Genomic DNA, 19,644 nt, shown 5'->3' on the forward strand with positions numbered 1-19,644 from the left:
GAACACAGATGCTTCCTGCGTCAGTATGACAGGTTTACTATTTGTCATTCTGAGTAGAACACAGATGCTTCCTGCGTCAGTATGACAGGTTTACTATTTGTCATTCTGAGTGGAACGAAGAATCTCATGACTGAGGTGAGGGAGTGAGATGCTTGCTGCGTCAGCATGACAGGAGGATGGGTATCTCAATGGTAGGACACGGGAAAGTCGGCAGTGTTACCATTGTAAGCGATCGCTTCCATTGGAACTGTCGAATGTCGAATTTCCTGTTGATGTAAAGGGATTTCAATCCAAAACTCACATCCTTTCTCTAACTCTGATTCACAACGCAATATTCCAGAGTGTTTATCAACAATAATTTGATAACTAATCGATAAACCTAAGCCTGTCCCTTGACCTACAGGTTTAGTTGTGAAAAATGGGTCAAATAACTTTTGTTTAACTTTCTCGGTCATGCCTGGGCCATTATCCTCTATTCTCACAACTACGCGGTCATTTTTCGTGATATGAGTGCTAATTTTAATGTAACTAGGATCAGTTTCAATTTCTTGTGGGGTACGCTCGGCATTGTAACTATTGAGAGCATCAATAGCATTATTAATAATGTTTAAAAATACTTGGTTTAACTGTCCTGCATGACACTCTACCAGAGGTAGCTGGCCGTACTCCTTGATAATTTCGATTTTGGGGTTCTCTGGTTTAGCCTTAAACCGATTTTGCAAAATCAACAGTGTACTTTCAATTCCTTCATGAATATTGACCGCTTTCATCTCCGCTTCATCCAGACGGGAGAAATTGCGTAAAGATAAAACTATTTGCTGAATACGCTGAGATCCCATTGTCATCGAACCAAGAATTTTCGGTAGGTCTTCTTGGATAAACTCCAAGTCCATGTGATCAATCTTTGATTTAATTCTTTTACTGGGATGGGGAAACTCTTCTTGATATAAACTGACTAACTCTAGTAGTTCTTGGGTGTAGCTATTAGCATGAGTCACGTTACCGTAAATAAAATTCACTGGATTATTAATTTCATGCGCTACCCCAGCTACTAACTGACCTAAGCTAGACATTTTTTCAGTTTGAATCAATTGTGCTTGGGTACTTTGCAATTCTTGTAATGCTCTTTGGAGTTCTAACTCTGCTTGTTTGCGTTCAGTAACTTCTAACTCCAAACGTTGATTCATGTGAGTTAATTCTGTATTTTTGATCAGTGTTTCATGAGACTTAGCTAATTTAATAGCCATGTGGTTAAATGCTGTCGCCAAGTCTTCAATTTCATCACCTGTACGAATATCCAAACGATACTCAAAGTTGCCTGTAGCAATTTCTGATGTTCCCGTCTGTAAGTTCTGCAAAGATTTGATTGTTGGCCGCCAAATCAACATAAATTTGCCAACTAATAGCATCAAAATCACAGCCACTACTACAAAAGAAATTATTCTTTGTACTTGATGAAGATTTTCTAAATCTTTTTCTACTAACAGCCTATGTTCATCAGTACGTTGAATCAGTTGATCAAGAAATAATTTAATATCTCGGCTAAAAGAATTAATAGAGCGAAAATATAGCTGTGAATCTGCTTCACTACCTTGATTAGAACTTTGCTCAACTAATTGAGTTGCTATATTGCGAAGAAACTGATGACGACGACGAATTACAGATATTTCTGGCACATCTGGCATTAAGCGTTCTAACTCATCTAGGGAGTTGATAAACTCCGCATGGGATTGTTCAATTTCTGTATTCTGATTTTGGAATAAAACAAAATCTTTAAGAATAATAATTTCTGACTTCAAGGCGTTGTCTGCTTCTAGAGCCGCTTTGATGGTTTCCGCAGTGTCATAGCTTTTCTCGCGTACAGTCTGTTTAATTTGCTGCACCACTACCGTATTACCAATGAGGATAGCCACTACAAGTCCAACAGATACGGCAGAACTAGTCAGTAGCTTTGTAGAGATTTTCATTTTTACGGGAGAGACATTAAGTTCAATTCTTGGCGGATTTTTTGAATCTGATCATAATCAGAAGCAATGACAAGGGTGTATGCATTTAATTCACTACCTTCAACAGCACTAATTTCAGTATTAATACTTAGAAAAGCCTGCTTAAGTTGTTGAATTAGCTCAGGGGATAGTTCCTCCGATACTACTATGGGAAAATTGGGTATGGGAGCAGATTCCCAAATAATTTTGGTATTTTTTGTTGTGAGTTTAACATTTTTTTGCTGATTCGTATACAAAGCAAGATTGCTAGCAACAGCATCAACCATGCCATTTTCTAGTGCTGTCATACTTTGATTATGATTGCCCAAATAAATGAGTTGAGTAAAATCTCGATAAGGGTTATCAATTCTTTGTTGTTTTAAATCTGCTAAAGCTGTAAGATACCCGAAAGTAGAGGTTTGATCAACAAAAGCAATACTTTTGCCTTTCAGGTCTTCTAATGTTTTAATGTTGCTATCGGCTTTAACAATAATACACAATCGATACCAAGGTTGACCTGTATTGGTGTCAATAGGAGCTACCAAAGGTTGAATTTTTGCACCTTTTTCTACAGCTTCAAGATAGGTAACAGATCCCAAGTAGGCCATATCTATTTGATTTTGGACTAGCCACTGTAAAACTTCCTTATTATCCTGAGCAATTTGGAAATCAACTTTTCGCCCTAGATATTTTTCTAAATAATTACCTAGAGGTTTAAGTGCTAGTTTTTGATCTGTCTGATTTTGGGTAGGCATTAACCCAATTTTGAGATTGGGTTGATTTTCTGTGGTATTGCTAGGGGTTTCATACGCTGTACCTTGTCTTTCTCTTGTGCGTCTAGATACCTTCATTGGTGATGGTGATGAGGTTTGATTGAGAGTCTGCTGACTATATTGGGATGAATTTTCATTACAGCCCATACTCAGTAGTGATGCGATCGCACCTACAATTAAAATCTTGCCACTCAGCACAGAACGTTTGTGAACAAGCCACTGCAAGGCTTTTGTCATAGAATTTAGACTCTGGTGATGAATAGTTTCCGCCAATACTAGGATTTGATTTTTTACCTAAAATCAGCTGAATAAATTTTTCTCCTAGGAAATATCAGGTTAATAGTGGCAAGTTTATACCGGATTAGCAATGACATCAACATTGATCCCAATTCTTTATCGAAAAAATGGGTTTCAAAACCCAGTGACCCAGTGACAGTGAAGAGGAAAGAAAGGGAAGGAGAGTGTTTCTTGTAGATTTTGCTAGCACTTCGCCGCCTAGTTTGATATCTTGCACCATTCTCACTAAGTGTAGGGTAGGCAATACCCACAATGTAAAAATCGAGTTTCATGACTATAGAAGTATTGCCCACCCTACAAAAAGTAGTATTAAATAACTGATGCAAGATGTCAGTTTACGCAAAATAACACTTTGGTCAATTTATGAATTGTTTGTATACGCTTAAGCAAAGACAAAAGAATACTATTGCTTGCGGAAGTTAGATACTTACAAAAAGCCGTCCTTAAAGGGCGGCTTTTTGTAAAATAGGATTTATGGAAGGGTAATTTTTATTTCACTGGAATTTTAAGCAAAAATTCTGTTCCCTTACCTGGTTCTGAAAAACACTGTAATGTTCCCCCATGTTTTTCGACAATAATTTGATAACTAATTGATAATCCCAATCCTGTGCCTTTACCCACAGGCTTAGTTGTAAAAAATGGATCAAATAAACGACTTCTGACTTCATCGGTCATTCCAGAGCCATTATCTGCAAAACTAATAGAAATAAAATTGTTATCTAGAATTTCAGTCCGAATCTGAATTTGTGGTTGAGATAATCGTTCATGATGACTGACTATTGAATCTTCCAAGGTATCAATTGCATTAGTTAAAATGTTCATAAAAACTTGGTTTAGTTGCCCAGGATAACAATCAATTAATGGCAAATTTCCATATTCTTTAACAATGGAGATATTCAAACCGATACCACTATTTTTCCAACGGTGATGCAAAATTAGTAATGTATTATCAATGCCTTCGTGAATGTCAACTAACTTTTTCTCAGCTTCGTCAAGACGAGAGAAATTTCGTAAACTTAACACGATCTCACGGATACGATTAGTACCCATATTCATGGAATTAAGAAGTTTAGATAAATCATTAGCAAGAAAATCTAAATCAACTTCTTCAGTGAGTTCTTGAATTTCGGCTTTGGGATTGGGGTAATGTTCGCGGTAAAGATTTACTAGCTTTATCAAGTCTTCAAAATATTCATTAGCATAGGTTAAGTTACCATGAATAAAATTCACTGGGTTATTAATTTCATGAGCGACCCCAGCTACTAATTGTCCCAGACTGGACATTTTTTCGTGTTGAATCAGTTGAGATTGAGTTTGCTGCAACTGATATAAAGTTGTGGTGAGTTGTTCTGCTTGGGTTTGCGCTGCCAAAGTAGCGGCAAGACTTTGATTGTACAATTGGGCATGGTCAATGGCGATCGCTAGTTGATCTGTTACAGCTTGCAAGAGTCCAATTTCGCTTTGACTCCAAACTCTTTCGCCACTACAATGACTGCAAACAATTGCTCCCATTTCCCCAGAATTACTTTTAACAGGTAGTAGTAATTGAGAGGTAATCCCAAACTCACTTAAGAGTGCTTGTGTATTCTGATCAATATTACTATGATTGTAAATATCATTAATACAAATTATTTCTTGGTTGAGAAAAACTTGTTTGATAAAATCATTATTCTGTAGAGGCATATTACCTAACATTGTAGGCAATTGATAATTGCGAGATTCATGAGTAATTGTGAAGCTAGATTGAGAAGGGTTAGATAAATACTCAAGAAAATAGCAGCGATCAACTTGTAATAAACTGCGGATTTCATTGACAGCAGTTTCGAGAATAGTATCTATATCTAAGGAACTACGAATTTGGCTGGCTAGACTCAATAATAAGGCTTCTCTACGACTGAGAAGTTCTTCTCTTGCCCAAATGCGATCAATAGCAACAGCAATATTATTAGCAATCCAATTTAAAAGGTTATGGGTTGCTTCTGTAAATAATTGCTGATTAAACAATGCAATAACACCAATTAACTGCTGTTCTATAATTAATGGATAAGCAGAAAATGGTAATCCTAAAAATGCTTGATCGATAACTTTATCTTGATTATTAATTTTGAATTGCTCGTTAATAATAGGCTGATAATTATGAGCCATAACACCAATGATTTTATTAGCTAAAACCATGTGATTGGGAAAGTCCTGGTTATGTTGTAAAACATTACAGCTAGAATTTTGACACTGTACACCAGCTTGTAATTCTAGTTGTTGAGTTTGTCGCTCAAAAGTCCAAATGCACGCAAAGGCAACATCAAGGTATTGTGAGATAGTATCTGTGCAGTGTTGTAAAACTTTTGGTAGTGTACCACTCTGAGATAAGGCTAAACTCACATCAGCACTTAAGAGTGATAAACGCGATCGCTCTAATAAAGCTAACTCTGAAAGCTTACGTTGGGTAATATCTGTCCGAATTGATACATATTGATATGGTTTATTATCATCATTTAATAAGGGTGCTATTAAAGTATCTACCCAATAAAATGTGCCATCTTTGGCTTTATTTTTAATTTCTCCCTTCCAAATTTTCCCCTGAGAAATAGTTCGCCACAAATTGGGAAAAAATTCTTTGGGGTGATAAGCAGAATTAATGATGCGATGATCTTGTCCCAACAACTCTTCTCTAGAGTATTTAGAGACTTCGCAAAATTGGTCATTTGCATAAGTTATTCGCCCTTGAATATCTGTAATAGCTACTAAGGAATGGGCATTTAATGCAAATTTAAATGCTTCTAACTCTTTAATATTTTGTTGTATTAATGTTTCTCTTTCTTTTTGACTTGTCACATCACGGGCTACAGCATAAATTAATTTCTCTGCAATATCTATATTTCCGTTCCATGACAACCATTTGTAAGAACCATCTCGACATAAATAACGATTGTCAAAACCAATTATATCTGCTTGACATTTAACAAGCTTTTGTGTATTAAAATTTGTAATTTCACGGTCTTCAGGATGAACAAATTCTATAAAAGGTTTTGCTTGAAGTTCCTCCTGCGACCAACCTAATGTTTTTGTCCAGGCTGGATTGAGAAATTTAAAATATCCATCAAAACTAGCAATACAGAATAAATCAATAGCTGATTCAAAGAAGAGAGATTGCTTTTTAGCTATTTGTTGAGATTGACACTTGGTTGGTTTCATAATGCTTAAGCTCTGAAATTATTTTTTAACACTTTGTCATGTCAACGAATTTTAGATTTTGGTTCACCTATAAAGGCTGGTAGCTTAGTAGGACGCTAGCCCAGCATGAGACAAAAAAATCTAAAATCGGCTTTCTTTCAATCTAAAAAGGGCATCGATCAAAATCTCCAAATCGATGTATTTATATTATGAAAAAGAATATAAATACATCGAATTAGCTATTTATTAGACTGTTGGGATTTCATAAACTCAAGTTTGTATTAAATATATACTTCCCTAAAAAACCAGGAAATGCTACTTAATAACTCTAATTCAAAAATAAGAAGTGTTACGAAAAAGCTAGAAAAATATTTAATTGAAAAGTAATCACTCGAAAAATATAAAAAAATGCAAAATACAGGTATTTCTACAAGGAAAATATGAGTAATTGAATTCACTATCAAGTGAAAGTTTGTTTTTTCAGAAAAATTACTGCATATGAATAAAACTGCTTAAATTAAGTAATACTTAGCTGTAAAAATGGAGTAGGAAGCAGGGTATATCTATTTTTTATGTTTGGTTTTGGGGGTTTCTCGTGAGTAACTAATTTGCAAAAATGAGTTGAAATATTAAGCAATACTGCCTCGTTTTCGGGCTTCCTTGTAAGAAGTACCGACATTTCTCAAACCAGCTTTAATCATTTGTTTCTCTAATAAGGCAAAGAAACGGGTTCTATCTCCGCCTCTGACTACAGCCTGATTATGGGCTTCCGCGATCGCCACAGGATAGCCACAGCCTTTCTGTACCTGTGCCAGCATCAACCCCAAAGCTTGGTCAAACATGGCTGTATTCTCAGCTACCCATGCGGGTACTTCTATCCGTGCAATTTCTGTACCGACGTGAACGTGACAAAAATAGATAGTTTGGTCTGCGTAAAGTTCCAGGATGCGGTTATTGCTGCGCCAGAGAGGACCTCGTTGTCCAGGTGTGAGTTGAGTAGTCCACAATGCCGTATCTCGTAAGGGATCAAACACCTTGCAAGGGACTTTTTCTAGTTGATTTGGGCAATAACTGACACAATCTGGTGCGGGATGCGGACAAGCCAACAACCGTAAAAAATTCACCCCCTCCACATTACGAGAAGCACTAAGATAACCCATCAAAGGAATTTGAGCCGCACGCATTTGACTCCAAGCTTCCAGGATGGGGGGTAAAATGCGATCGCGTGCATCTATAGGTAATTGTTCCAAAAACCAGTAAATTAAAGAACCATCCACCATCGCTAAAGCAGGGATTTTTGTGGCAAAGAGAGAATTATTACCTTCCCTTGTCCCCTTGTCCTCAGTCTCCAGGGGTGCTTCAATTTTGAATTGACTTATCGCCAACTCAGCTAACACCGTCGCTTCGCTAGAAGTGCGGCGGTAACTCATCCACTCCTCAGTTTTAATTCCCCACTGGCGGGACATATATAAATCTTCAGGGCGGTAAAATACCTCTGGCAAACTATCCATAATCGGATAGCGATTTTGTCCGTAGTGTAGGACTACCCTACCAATATTCAAGAGATAACAGTAAGCAATTTCGTGATGGTTGGGGGCAATTTGCGACCCATCGGTAGCAATAACAGTGTGTACCTTGGGGGGAACAGGGATATCTATGCGAGTATTTAGCGGCTCAAGGGGTGTAGCATTAGCAAAGAGAATGCGATCGCGCCATTTTTCCTGACGTTCCATCACCTCTTGTTGACACTCGTAAGCTTTTTTGAGGTGCTGTTGCGCCAACTCTAAACGCTGGCGACTAGCCACAGCTTCTTGGCTAAGATGCTGACTTAAACCCTGCATTTGTCGCGCTAATTTTGTTAAATCAAGCATAAAGTGAGTAGTGAGTGCTGAGTAATGAGTAGTGAGTGCTGAGTAATGAGTGCTGAGTAGTGAGTAGTGAGTAGGTAGGCATTGATTGTATTTTTCTCCCCCTGCTCCCCCCTGCTTCCCCTGCTTTCTTTTCCCCTGTCACCTGTCCCCTGTCCCCTGTCCCCTAATTATCACAGCCACCCAGAAAAATCTTTAGCAAATTGAGACAGGGATAATAATTTAATTCGCGGATTGTCTTGGGCAGCTTTTCTTTCTGGTTGGGTATTATAACCCCAATCTCCTAAGAAAAGCTTGACATCCTTCAAGTCTGTTTGCTGTTGGACTAACTCCAATGTCTTGAGTCTGTCTTCTATAAACCACAAATTACCGGGTTGAATATCTGCACCTGTAATTAATTCGCGCAGAGTTTCGTATTTGGGACGCTTGACTTCTTTGCCGAAAATTGCTGTTGGCGGTAAGTTCACCCCTTCTCGTTGCAATAACTGCTGTACAAATCGTCCTTCTTTGGTGGTGACAATATATAGCTTGACTTCGCTATCAATAGTTACTTTTAGTTTTTCCACTACACCCGGATAAAATTTATGCAGACTCAGCCAACCGTCTAAATCTGTAGCAATCCATTCATCTCGTAGACTATCTAATTTGATCGCAATTTCTTTTGACTGTAGCTTGTCAGTTGACAAAATATGTGGGGTAATATTTCCCCATTCTTGAAGAATCTTGTCTTCTGGAATGTCATCTATTAAAGCTTTAATTAACACTGGCATTTCCCAACCTGTTTCAATTACAGGTCGGAGGCGATAGAATCTTAAAGCTAAATCATCTGGTGGTGTATCGTTAGCAGGCGACCAAATTTGACAGTAAGCACGCCATGCTACCTCAAAATATTCAATTAGTCCATCGCAAATCACACCATCAAAGTCTAAAGCTAAAATTTTCGGACTATTTGCTGTCATGGTTTCGAGGTTTAAAACTGCTTTTGTCAGCTTAACGGATGCTATCTACATTTTTTGTATAAAAATATCTTAATTTGGTAAGGAAATTATAAATCATGTCTAAATATTTTCATGTAACTGACACACTTGCAACCAACACAAAAGCTTGGCGTTATCTCTTCATATTTACATTGATAAAAATACATAATTGCTAGCTCAGTCCTGTTTAATTATTTTAATTATTCTAATGGCTGTGGTTGCTTAAGTAACCTTATTGCCATAGATATTTGCATGAATTATAGTAGATTTGAGAAATTTTAATTAATAAAAATTAATATGCGATCGCTAGAAGAACCAAAGTTCCTCTCTGATTTCATTCAACATGACGGACAGTTACAAGGAGCGTTACTGATTAAAAAATCTAGTGGAATTATTTCTACAGATAGTGAAGGTAAAATAACTTCTTGGGGAAATCTGAGTTCGAGAAAATGGTTCTGGCATCAGAAGATTTTCGGAAATATAACCACTAATGAAAATCTATACCCTCCAAAAAAAGAGACTTATGATGATTGGGTTTTTATCAACAAGCAGCCCTCTCTATTACAAGATTTTCTCGGCGATAATCAAGTAAATTTCATTTCCGAGGAGCAGTATAATCAACTTCGGAACGATTATGATCATCGCTGGACTTGTTTTTACTGGTTAACCCGTCCTGGATTTTCTCAGGATTTTTCCCAAGCTATAATTCAACTGGCTTTTTATTGTCCAAGTGCGTGTCATTATGCCAGTATCTTTCATCTCCAAAAAATTAGTAACAGATGGGAAGTTAACTCATCTTATGGCTTATACAATCAATAATTATAGAAAAAATCATCCTTTTTGGTTACTAGTAGGAATTAAAACGCCATGTTTGGGACTAAATAATAAAGCTAACAGAAATAATCCTGACACTACTAAGACAATTGCTGGGCCAGAGGGCAAATTATAAAAGTAGCTGAGATACATACCGCTAATACTAGAAATCACACCAATGACTGCACCTAAAAACATGACTTGGTGTAAACGTTTAACTAAAAGATAGGCAGTTGCGCCTGGTGTAATTAATAGTGATAAAACTAAAATTACACCTACAGCTTTCATGCTAGCGACAATAGTTAACGAAATCAATAGCATCAAGCCAAAGTTAAGCCGATTGACTGGTAAACCTGCGGCTTGCGCTCCCAAGGGATCAAAGGTGTAAAATAGTAATTCTTTATATAACAGAACAATTACTATTAAAACAATGGCGGCAATGATGGCTGTGTCCCGTACTTCATCTACAGTTACACCCAGAATATTGCCGAAAAGAAAGTGATTGAGGTCGATTTTATTATCTTTTTGAATAATAGTAATTAAGGTAATGCCAAGGGCGAAAAATGCAGAGAAAACTATGCCCATTGCGGCATCTTCTTTAATGGGCGATCGCGTCCTAATCCAAGTTATGGCTACCGTACTAAAAACCCCAGCAATAAACGCGCCAATAAAAATATTTGCCCCTAACATAAAAGCGATCGCCAATCCTGGTAAAACTGAGTGGCTAATAGCATCGCCCAACAGTGCTAGTCTTTGCACCATCAAGTAACTACCCACAACCGCACACAACAAACCCACCAAAATCGCAATCACTAGCGATCGCTGCATAAATCCATACTGCAATGGCTCAATTAAAGCTTCTAACATAGACTAGTGTCACCTTTTCACCTATTCTCAATGGTAGCTTTATTTGTACTAGAGAGAAACAGGGGACAGGTGACAGGTGACAGGTGACAGGTGACAGGTGACAGGGGACAGGGGACAGGTGATTATTGCGGACACTGTAACAGTTGTGCTTGGGGATAGTTTTTTCGTAGTTGCATTTGCCTTGGTGACTGTGCTTGTCCGTAGGTTGGTGACTGTTGTAATACTTCAGGCTTGGGTGGAATTGACAATCTATCTTCTCCTAAACTGCTGAACAAAATGACAGATTGCAATCGCAACCGGCGTTGTTGATGTTGCTGATAGAGTGTGGTATAAGTTTGAACAACCTTCTGCCATTCTGTCGCCGGACAATAGCTGCGATCAATCAGTAGTGTAATAGAGGGAATTGCAAACAACCAACTGATTAGCAATCCAGTGAGCAAAAAAACTAACCAACTGAGTCCTAAAGTTTTAAGTAATTGCGTGTTGAGATTCATTTTTTTAATTCGTAATATCTTTCACTTATGAGAAAATATCTTCCCAATCCCCAATCTCCAGTCCCCAATCCCTAGAGATTAGTCTGAAACAAGTCTTTGAGCAGAACTTGGACTTTTTCGGGTGTACCTTGGTAAACGCTGCCTTCTCGAATTGCGGCGATCGCTTCTAATTCCTCTTGATTGACTTCACCGTAGGCGATGGGATAAACTCTCACTCCACTGTGCTTAATCACATCCTGAATTTGTGCAAACTCAATTCCCGTGGTGCTTTCGCCATCAGTCAGCAGTAAGGCGTAGAATCGCCCGTTGGGATCGGTTTTGCGTTTTTCCATCAAATCTGCCAAACCAACGGCTAGTCCGTCATAGAGGGCTGTATTGCCATCAGGTTGCAGTTGGTCTATGGCTGCAAATAATCGTTTTTGTTCTAATTCATTGAAGGGAGCAAGCGCAATTCGGCGAACGGGGCGATCGCTAAATGTAATTAACCCAATCTGATTACCCCGGTTGATTTGTTTGCTAGCAAATCGTAAGGCTTCCTGAACTGCTTTGAGGCGGTTGTTTTTTTCCATCGAACCGCTTGTATCTACAATCAGTTCCATATATACAGTCCGTCCGCCATCCTTGCGTTGTTTCCAGAATGACTGCACCGCTTTCAACACTTCCCCTGATGGTATGGGTGGAAATTTACTGCGCTTGAGATATTCTGTTTGTTCATATCCCTGTTGTTTTGCTAATTCTTGCATGGGTGCAGAGGTAGCGAAGGTAGCAAATTGCTTCAAAGCTGCTTGCTCAGATGCACTATTCCAATCAAATCCTACTAATGGTGAATTTTCAGGATTACCGAAGGGAATGTAAGCCAGTTTGGCAAATTCCGGCTGTTTCTTCAAGTTGACATAGCTTTGGTAAGCCATGACGATCGCTTGAAACTGTTGGGAATCACGCAGCCAAATTTGCTTTAAGTCTAAGTATGTAGGTGTTGTCAGGCTGATTTGTTTTTGGAAGCTGCTAAAAGCTGAAGTCACTTGAGGCTCATCTAGTTCAGCGATAGTCAATGGTTTACCATCTTGAGCATGACCGGCTGAACGCCATAGTAAGGTGTGCAGAAAATTTAAGGCTGATGAGGCAATATAAGGATTGGAATAACCAACTTGAATTTTACCTGAGAGAATAGCATCCATCAGCCGATCAAATGTCACCTCTCCACCTTGAGCTAGTTCTTTATAGGCTTGGGGTTGAATAGCAAAGATGGCTTGGTTGGGGGCTAAAGCAGGTGCGATCGCTTGTAGGGATAATCCTTCTGCTTTGAGTAGTTCCAACCACATAGCAGTTGCTGGGGTGTAGCCTGCGGGTTTCCCTTTTCTGGCTGCGAGAATCTGTGCGCCTAATCCTGACGGAATATTCCGAATCCCGACTTGAATCACTTGTCCAGATGGGAGTTTTTGACGTTGTTGATTAAATTTTTCGGCAACATCAACTAACCAACGTTCATCGTCTCGTTCTCCATTGGCTTTTTCTGCTGAACTATAGATTTCCACATACACAATATTTGAATTGTTGCTAGGCTTTGCACCATACAGAGGAAAGGTGTTGGGATCAGGTACAGAATCAGCCACCGGAGGAATCACGACAGTATAGGACGTGGTATCAGATACTAGCTGTGAATCTACTTGAATGTTTGGTAAAAGCTGTTCACGCAGATAGCGATCGCTACTTTCAAAGGAATCAATATCTATGGGTATAGTACAAGCGCACAACAAGCTGAGGCATAGCCCAATTACTAGCCCAAATTGAAAACGTAATTTTTTCATGTGATTTAGTCTCTTAAAATTCCTCTCGTGTTTTCAACAATCAGTGTTTGCAGTCGTGTTGAGATCACACCAGAATTAGTGAGTATAGGTTGTCCCAAATTGTCCAGTGCTATTTGGTCGTGCAATTCCTGAAGTTGATCCTGGGTGTGCTGAAGTCGGGTCAGACTGCTTTGCAACTGTTGTTTTGCCAATTCTCGATAGTGTGATGTTTGGACTTTTTCAGTTACTTGCAAAGCCTTTACCAGTCGGTCAAGCAAATCTAAAACGGTGTGCAAGGTTTCTAGCAAGTCTGGAGTAAAAGTTGATTCCTGCTGAGAAATTTGGATAGTAATCTGCTGAATCGTTAAAGTCTGTTGTCGAACTGATCGCCACAGAGATTGACAAGCATGAGGAATCTGGTTATCCAAGTAATTGATATGACCAAGAAATACATCTAATTGCAGCAAATCTGCTGAATTTGCCAAAATGCGGCTTTTTTGCCGTTGGAGTTGCATATACCAAGATGCGATCGCCAAAACAACAATTACTGCACCGCTAAATATCACAATCAAACGCATTCCTAGCCACAAAATAAAGCTCACATAACTGATTAATAGCCCAGTTATTAATAATTTAGTTTGAGACAGTTGTAAAAAATTACGCCGAGATGGATTTATCATGAATAGATTACCTCGTGCATGATTTGAGAAAATAAGTTTGTAGTAAGGACTTTAGTCCTGCATTTCTAAGGACTAAAGTCCTTATTACGAACTAATCAATTAAGCCTGCTTCTCTGGCGCGAATTTTAGTCATGATTCTGATGTTTTTCCCTTGAGTTCTTAATTCATCACAATCAATACCTAAAGCCTCTTGCAATGTATCCCAGTGGTTGCGAACTGTGCGTTCAGATACACAAATATGTGCAGCGATCGCTTTATCTTGGAATCCTTCATTAAAGGCTAGGCTGAGTAACTTTAATATCTCTGGTTTAACGTTTAATTCCTCATATATATTTGGATATATATGAATGTCTGTAATTTCTTTGATACAGGTAAATCCTCTTAATGCCCCATCTATTCTGGAGAGCATTTCTTGGTTAGTAATATTTTTATCAGCAATAACAAAGCCCCCTTTATGGGTATCAATTGCAGGTTTAATTTGCACTAGTCTTTTCACATAAGGGCTTTGGACAAGAATATTCATTTTAGGATATTTGTGCATCACCTGCTGCAAGAGTTCAAGACCTATATGAGTCTGTGCTATTTTTCCAGGCTGTTCTGGTAAACAAATATCCATAATTATGAGGTTGGTTTGCAAATTAGATATTTTATTTAGAGCATCATTAGCTGTTTGAGCCAGGCTAATTTTTGCATCAGGATAATAATTTTTGAGCAGTTCAGTTGTTCCAGTTAGACAGATATCAGAACCATCAACTAAAACAATTTGCAGGGATGTAGTTTTTGCTAAAAATTGGGTCATATTTTTATACCTGGATTATGAATTGGGACAAGTTTTTGGTGTGTAGAAACTAGGCAAATTTTCTACTTACATTTAGAGTTATTCTGATAGCGGAGGGCGTTGATATGAATAATTAGGGCTTGCTGAAAATTAGTGTGATACAAAATAAAAATAGTCTTTGGATGAGTTGACGACACATCATGAATTACTCCATATCTAAAATTCAAAATGCTCTTACACCTCTGAGGGAATATCGTCAGATAAAGTGAAAATTGTTAAATTTGTTATGTAACTTTACAATTAAATTTATTTTTAGTAAAGTTGCATTTTATTGCGACTTTTTAAATTATTGTTGAGAACAAGGAACATCTTTTACGAGATTAAACTTCAATTGATTATTAACACTAACGATCGCCCGCGTGGTAAATTCTATGCGATCGCCCCTCGCATTAAAACTAATCTTTAAACCATCAATAATCTTACTAGACGCTGCTGTCTCAGGCCTGATACCTGTCTCAGACAGTTTTTGTCGGATTTCTTGCCGATTCACAGGGGAATTTGATAACTTAATCGCCTGTAAAACTGCTTGAATAGCTTCATATGCCAGGGCTGTTCTGCGATTTAAATCGCCACCCCAGTATTCATTTATCTCTTTTCTAAAATTTCCTGCCCCACACTGGTTGGGATGCCAATCAACTGTGAGGAATAAGCTATTTACTGTGGTAGTTTGAGCCTTATCAATAACTTCTTGTAGATATAGAGGATTTGCTCCTAAAATTGGTTTTTTACGGTTGTTTAATTTGATAATATCAACCGCTTTTTGCAATGCAAGACTATCGTTAGTTCCGCCATCTGGCAATAATGCTAAAGCATCTGCATCTCTAACTTCTGGTGGCAGTTTAGTAATATCAAACTTGGGATCTGACAAATCAAATTTAGCAATTATGCGTCCATTAAATGCTCTAAGAACCTGCTTAAATTGCTCAAATAAATCCTGGCTAAACTCCTCTTGAGAGTTGTAAAAAACAACCACTTTTGGCTGAGGTTTTTTAAGATTTTCCACTAAATACTGCACTAAACTATAGGCTTCTACTCGACTTGATGAAACGGTACGATAGAAGACTTTTTTGGGATCATAACAGTCTGGATTTGATTGGAAATTAACTACGGTACTTGTGGGAGAAATCACCACAAGCTCCTTTGGGGAATAAACTTTCAAGGCTGCACAGGTATTGGGAGAGGTGTAATGTCCCACCACAGCTAGAACTTTGGCATCGTTGGAGATGACTTCGGCAATTCTCCGAGCTTGAGTAGTGTTATTGCTATCGTTAGCAATAATGACTTGTAAGTTCAACCCATCTTTAACTGCTATATCTTGAGCTTGAGCAACTCCAAAGAGGATATCTAATCCAAAGTTGAAATTTAATGGTGCAGCAACAGCAATGGTGTAAATGGGCAAATTCGGGTTTTGGGTACGCCGCAGATTCACAAGAGCATTGTTACGATAAATCAGAATTTCTGGATCTTGTAGTGCTGCTAATGCTGTTTTACGGAAACCCGGAGCAGACTTATTTAATTTTGCTTGATTACGCAGGTTATCAAAAATCCCTACTGCATCGCCATATCTACCTTCAGCAAATGCTGTAATACCTTGCTGCTTTAATGAGAGATATGGATCACTCAGTCGAACTCTGCTATCAGCAATTGGCTGTTTACCATAACTAATAAATTTTTCTATATCATCAGCCACTTGCTCTGGTGGAATGCAGCTTGAGGGAAAAATTTGACAGCGATTGATGGTAATTGGGATAGATACAGCGATGACTCCCACTAAAGCAGCCAACCCCAGCATGAGCCGAGAACGAGACAGGAAAAATGATGATTTAAGGTTTTGGGGAGTTTTATCAGGCCAAACAAACTCCGGTTGATTGGGATTCAGACAAATGGCGGGTAGCCAGGAAGCAGCCGGAAAAGTACCTTGTACAGATTCTAAGCGATCGCGAGCTTCACGCACTGCCAAACACAAAGGTTTACCCTGAGAGAATTCCCGCAAAAAGTAGAGCAAGAATTGATAAGCAATCCTATCCGGTACAGGTTCGCGCATGACGATGACAGCCGGCACGTTCAATTTTGCCAAAAAATCGGCAATTTTTAACCCATCACAAGAATTAAAAATTGCTAACTTTAAACCTCTCGTGACGGCTTTTGTTAAGCTTTTATTTAACGCATCTAAGGGTAAAAATTTGCCCTCACTAATTTGAATCTGTCCACTTTTACCTTCACTAGAACTATGTCCGGCAAAAAACAAGATATCCCAATCTTGATCAAATAAAAGATGAGAAATCTTTTCTTCACTCGGCTCTGATTGCTTAACAATTTGCGCTCCACGCTGTTCTAGAAGTGTTAAGGCGGCGGCATCTTGTTCTAATTGCAAACCATCCTGAGAACTGCCAAAAATCGCTAAAACTCTGACTGGTGCTTTAAAAGTCGGGACTTGCTCACGAAATCCAGTAAATAAGGCAAACTCGGCATTGGGAAGCTTAGTAAATAAATCCCAGATATGCCAGGGTAGTCTACGGAGAATTTCATTTTGGTTATCATCTTGTGTAGGACATCTAATAATAATGGGGACAGATTGATCAGTGCTGACTCTGGTATTAGCCTGAATGCGATCGCGCAAACTCCTAAACGCGCTATCTTCAAACCATCTTCTACAATAGTTCTGTAACTCTTCCGCTCTTTGTTTCCAGGTTTCCAGATTAGCTACATTCGTTACCTGTGCTGGAACTGCTTGTAGTTGGCGACTGTTCTCCAATGATGTGTTTTGCCATTCCTGATACAAGTGTGGCATTTCTGACGCAGCCGGAATATGAGGTAAATCATCATCTTCTTGAATAGTGCGACCATCTTCTAAAATCTGAAGCTTCACAGAAAAGCCGTCAGCAAAGCTACCGCTACTAATCTCCAGCACAACAGCGACGTTTTCAGGTATTTTAGGTCTAGCAGAGGATGGCAGCATAAACGACCAAGGGGAACATCTGGAAGTTAGGAATTTATTCTAGATAAGCATGATTGAGTAAAATTACGCAATGATCAGCTAATGATCAGTTAAACAACAAAATTTTCAGTAAAGCTGGCATCATGGAGAACGACACGGACACTAAAGCGATCGCCTCTATCTGCCGTAAACTTGAATTGGATATAATCATCTTGCTGGCGGGATTCCACTTCAAAAAACAGATTCCCGGTTTCATCCAGCCCGATGAGCCTCAAACCTGGGGGTAGGGGAGACATTTTTTCTAGGGGGTACACCCGCAACAGAATTAACATTCTGCCATCTGACTTAGGCAAAATGCCTACCATCAGCACTACAGAATGCCCAATCAGATAAATTCCTAAATCTTTAGCACTGATGACTGGGCAAACTGGATGTTGTGGATTTAGTTCCCACAATAATTCCGCAGATTGCCAGCGAATTTCATCATCTTGAGTCGTTTGGATGAGATTTACCAAAGCTTCCTGGGGATTTAGGTGCAGGGGAACGGATTGCACCAAATTAGAAGATTGTCGGCGATAGAGTTGTTCAACCTGTTGGCGAAGGGGGTCATCACCTCGTTGTGGCTGTGGCTGAGAAAATCGGACGACGGAGGTTTTCACCATGTTCAGCAAGTCTTGTGGGGGTTGCCAATCCGATTCAAAGGTGCGTTTGAGCCAATGGCTGAGTTGTACTGTTGGTTCTGGTTGCGGTTCTGAAGTCAAGCACTCCAGCAAGATATCAAGGGATTGAAAATAACTGCGCGGTAGTTCCGATACTGAGACAGATTCCACAAATCCTAAAATTTGCCCCTCTTGGTAAGGTTCATCAAGTTCAATCATCACGTAGCCAAGACGTTCTGACCAAACTTCCGGGGGTATGTGACATTTGCGATCGCACTCCCGCAAAGCCCGACATTCTAAAAAGCCTTGTAAACTGGGAATATACAAGTCTGCAATGTTTTCTAACTGCTGCTCTAGAGGATTCCAGCTATGGCTAGCTGATAAATCGGTATCAATACCCAACAGTTGCAAACAACGTTGAGTCACCAACACAGCTAAAGTATTACGATAAACTTGTTGCGATCGCGCTTGAGTCGGCTGTTGTTGAGCAAAGTGGTATGCTTGTTGGCGATCGCTCGCGGTAATCAAAATTTTGATTGGTTCAATCATGATTCGTGTCAAAAAAACGTTTGCACTTGTCGGAATATTATTTAGACAACAACTGTTTGAAAATAGGGAAACATCGCAGCTTACAAAATCTCCTCAACGCCGATGCTTCGACCCCATACTTTTGAGCCAGAACATCCCAAGAAATATCTCCTGAATCGCGCAACAACTGCAAAATATGAATCAACAAAAACTGACAGTTGACATCGGGATGATTTTGCATTCGACAATTTCTAAACTGCTGCGGATGATTCTGCACTAAATCTAGCCATTCTTGGATAGTTTCATGCCAACGATCAGGCTCTGGCGCAGGCGGATAAATCCACTCACTATTTTCTTCATCAGCAGGCAGATGTAACCGTCTTTTATTGTCCTTCTCTTGGTCGCGAATAACATCTAGAATCCTGAATTTTAGCTTCTGGTTAAACCAAGTAATAAAGCTACCTTTTTCTGGATTATATGCTTGACAAATATCCTTATTAAACCATTCCCAAGTGCGTGATAAAGCTTCCTCATAGATATCAGGTGATATCTTGCCACCCCCACACCAAATCAACCTGGAAGATTTCATCATAATCATAATGAACTCCTTGGTTTGACTTGCCCGATTGGGGTCATCAGTTTGACACACTTGCTCAAATAGCCATTGACGCGCCGGAATATCATTAATGATTTCCCGCAGCTTTTGTGGTTGCTGTAAAAGCTTACTCTTTTCAATAGGATTATTTAAAGCAGCTTGCAGCCAGACAATTTTCATATAAGACATAGAGATTATCCAGACCCAATTAGTTTAGGTTTGAATACCATCACAGCACCAACCCTCCTCTGACTCGCCTGAAGGGTTATCGGAGTCGGAGACTAGGGGATTTCTAATTGTTTACAAAACTTCATATTCCACATTCTGCACCTAAAAAAGTAATACATAATATTACTTGCACTTTCTTTCGCGCT

Annotated in this window: 14 protein-coding genes; 1 reads left to right on the forward strand and 13 read right to left on the reverse strand. The window is 39.0% G+C overall.

Features of this window, described 5'->3' with window-relative positions:
• Positions 1-185: 185 nt before the first annotated feature.
• The 5 genes from ACM0OR_RS20135 to ACM0OR_RS20155 form a co-directional block, all read right to left on the reverse strand.
• Positions 186-1,967: a sensor histidine kinase gene (locus tag ACM0OR_RS20135; RefSeq protein ID WP_414578305.1), complete on the reverse strand. Its 1,782-nt coding sequence runs from the start codon at positions 1,965-1,967 to the stop codon at positions 186-188.
• A gap of 2 nt (positions 1,968-1,969) precedes the next feature.
• The gene (gene phnD / locus ACM0OR_RS20140) at positions 1,970-2,995 is read right to left on the reverse strand and encodes a phosphate/phosphite/phosphonate ABC transporter substrate-binding protein (RefSeq protein ID WP_414578306.1); all 1,026 of its coding nucleotides are present in this window, start codon (positions 2,993-2,995) and stop codon (positions 1,970-1,972) included.
• Between the two features lie 549 nt (positions 2,996-3,544).
• Entirely contained in the window at positions 3,545-6,247 is a 2,703-nt protein-coding gene (locus tag ACM0OR_RS20145) for a PAS domain S-box protein (protein ID WP_414578307.1), read from the reverse strand.
• Positions 6,248-6,855: 608 nt separating this feature from the next.
• Positions 6,856-8,097: a DNA double-strand break repair nuclease NurA gene (locus ACM0OR_RS20150; RefSeq protein WP_414578309.1), complete on the reverse strand. Its 1,242-nt coding sequence runs from the start codon at positions 8,095-8,097 to the stop codon at positions 6,856-6,858.
• Positions 8,098-8,267: 170 nt separating this feature from the next.
• Entirely contained in the window at positions 8,268-9,053 is a 786-nt protein-coding gene (locus tag ACM0OR_RS20155) for an HAD family hydrolase (RefSeq protein ID WP_414578311.1), read from the reverse strand.
• Positions 9,054-9,368: 315 nt separating this feature from the next.
• Here ACM0OR_RS20155 and ACM0OR_RS20160 point away from each other — a divergent pair, with 315 nt between their 5' ends.
• Positions 9,369-9,890, forward strand: coding sequence for a hypothetical protein (locus ACM0OR_RS20160; RefSeq protein WP_414578313.1), 522 nt, complete (start codon positions 9,369-9,371; stop codon positions 9,888-9,890).
• Positions 9,891-9,902: 12 nt separating this feature from the next.
• Here ACM0OR_RS20160 and ACM0OR_RS20165 read toward each other — a convergent pair whose 3' ends face one another.
• The 8 genes from ACM0OR_RS20165 to ACM0OR_RS20200 all read right to left on the reverse strand — a co-directional run bounded on the left by ACM0OR_RS20165 (position 9,903) and on the right by ACM0OR_RS20200 (position 19,459).
• Positions 9,903-10,751, reverse strand: coding sequence for a metal ABC transporter permease (locus ACM0OR_RS20165; protein WP_190708556.1), 849 nt, complete (start codon positions 10,749-10,751; stop codon positions 9,903-9,905).
• Positions 10,752-10,873: 122 nt separating this feature from the next.
• Positions 10,874-11,245: a hypothetical protein gene (locus ACM0OR_RS20170; RefSeq protein ID WP_414578314.1), complete on the reverse strand. Its 372-nt coding sequence runs from the start codon at positions 11,243-11,245 to the stop codon at positions 10,874-10,876.
• 71 nt (positions 11,246-11,316) lie between these two features.
• On the reverse strand, positions 11,317-13,053 hold the full coding sequence (locus ACM0OR_RS20175; protein WP_414578315.1) for a VWA domain-containing protein: 1,737 nt from the start codon (positions 13,051-13,053) through the stop codon (positions 11,317-11,319).
• A 5-nt stretch (positions 13,054-13,058) separates the two neighbouring features.
• Positions 13,059-13,712, reverse strand: coding sequence for a hypothetical protein (locus tag ACM0OR_RS20180; RefSeq protein ID WP_414578317.1), 654 nt, complete (start codon positions 13,710-13,712; stop codon positions 13,059-13,061).
• A 91-nt stretch (positions 13,713-13,803) separates the two neighbouring features.
• Positions 13,804-14,511: a DNA-binding response regulator gene (locus ACM0OR_RS20185; protein ID WP_414578318.1), complete on the reverse strand. Its 708-nt coding sequence runs from the start codon at positions 14,509-14,511 to the stop codon at positions 13,804-13,806.
• Positions 14,512-14,836: 325 nt separating this feature from the next.
• Positions 14,837-17,509 carry an ABC transporter substrate-binding protein gene (locus ACM0OR_RS20190; RefSeq protein ID WP_414578319.1) on the reverse strand — a complete coding sequence of 891 codons (2,673 nt, stop codon included), beginning with the start codon at positions 17,507-17,509 and terminating at the stop codon, positions 14,837-14,839.
• Positions 17,510-17,598: 89 nt separating this feature from the next.
• Positions 17,599-18,696 (reverse strand): DUF1822 family protein, encoded by a 1,098-nt coding sequence (locus tag ACM0OR_RS20195; protein WP_414578321.1) that lies wholly within the window; start codon positions 18,694-18,696, stop codon positions 17,599-17,601.
• 37 nt (positions 18,697-18,733) lie between these two features.
• Positions 18,734-19,459, reverse strand: a complete 726-nt coding sequence (locus ACM0OR_RS20200) for a hypothetical protein (RefSeq protein WP_414578323.1) — start codon at positions 19,457-19,459, stop codon at positions 18,734-18,736.
• Positions 19,460-19,644: the final 185 nt, after the last annotated feature.

It is taken from the genome of Anabaena sp. CCY 9402-a (genome assembly GCF_963920945.1).
Classification (GTDB): domain Bacteria; phylum Cyanobacteriota; class Cyanobacteriia; order Cyanobacteriales; family Nostocaceae; genus Trichormus; species Trichormus minutissimus.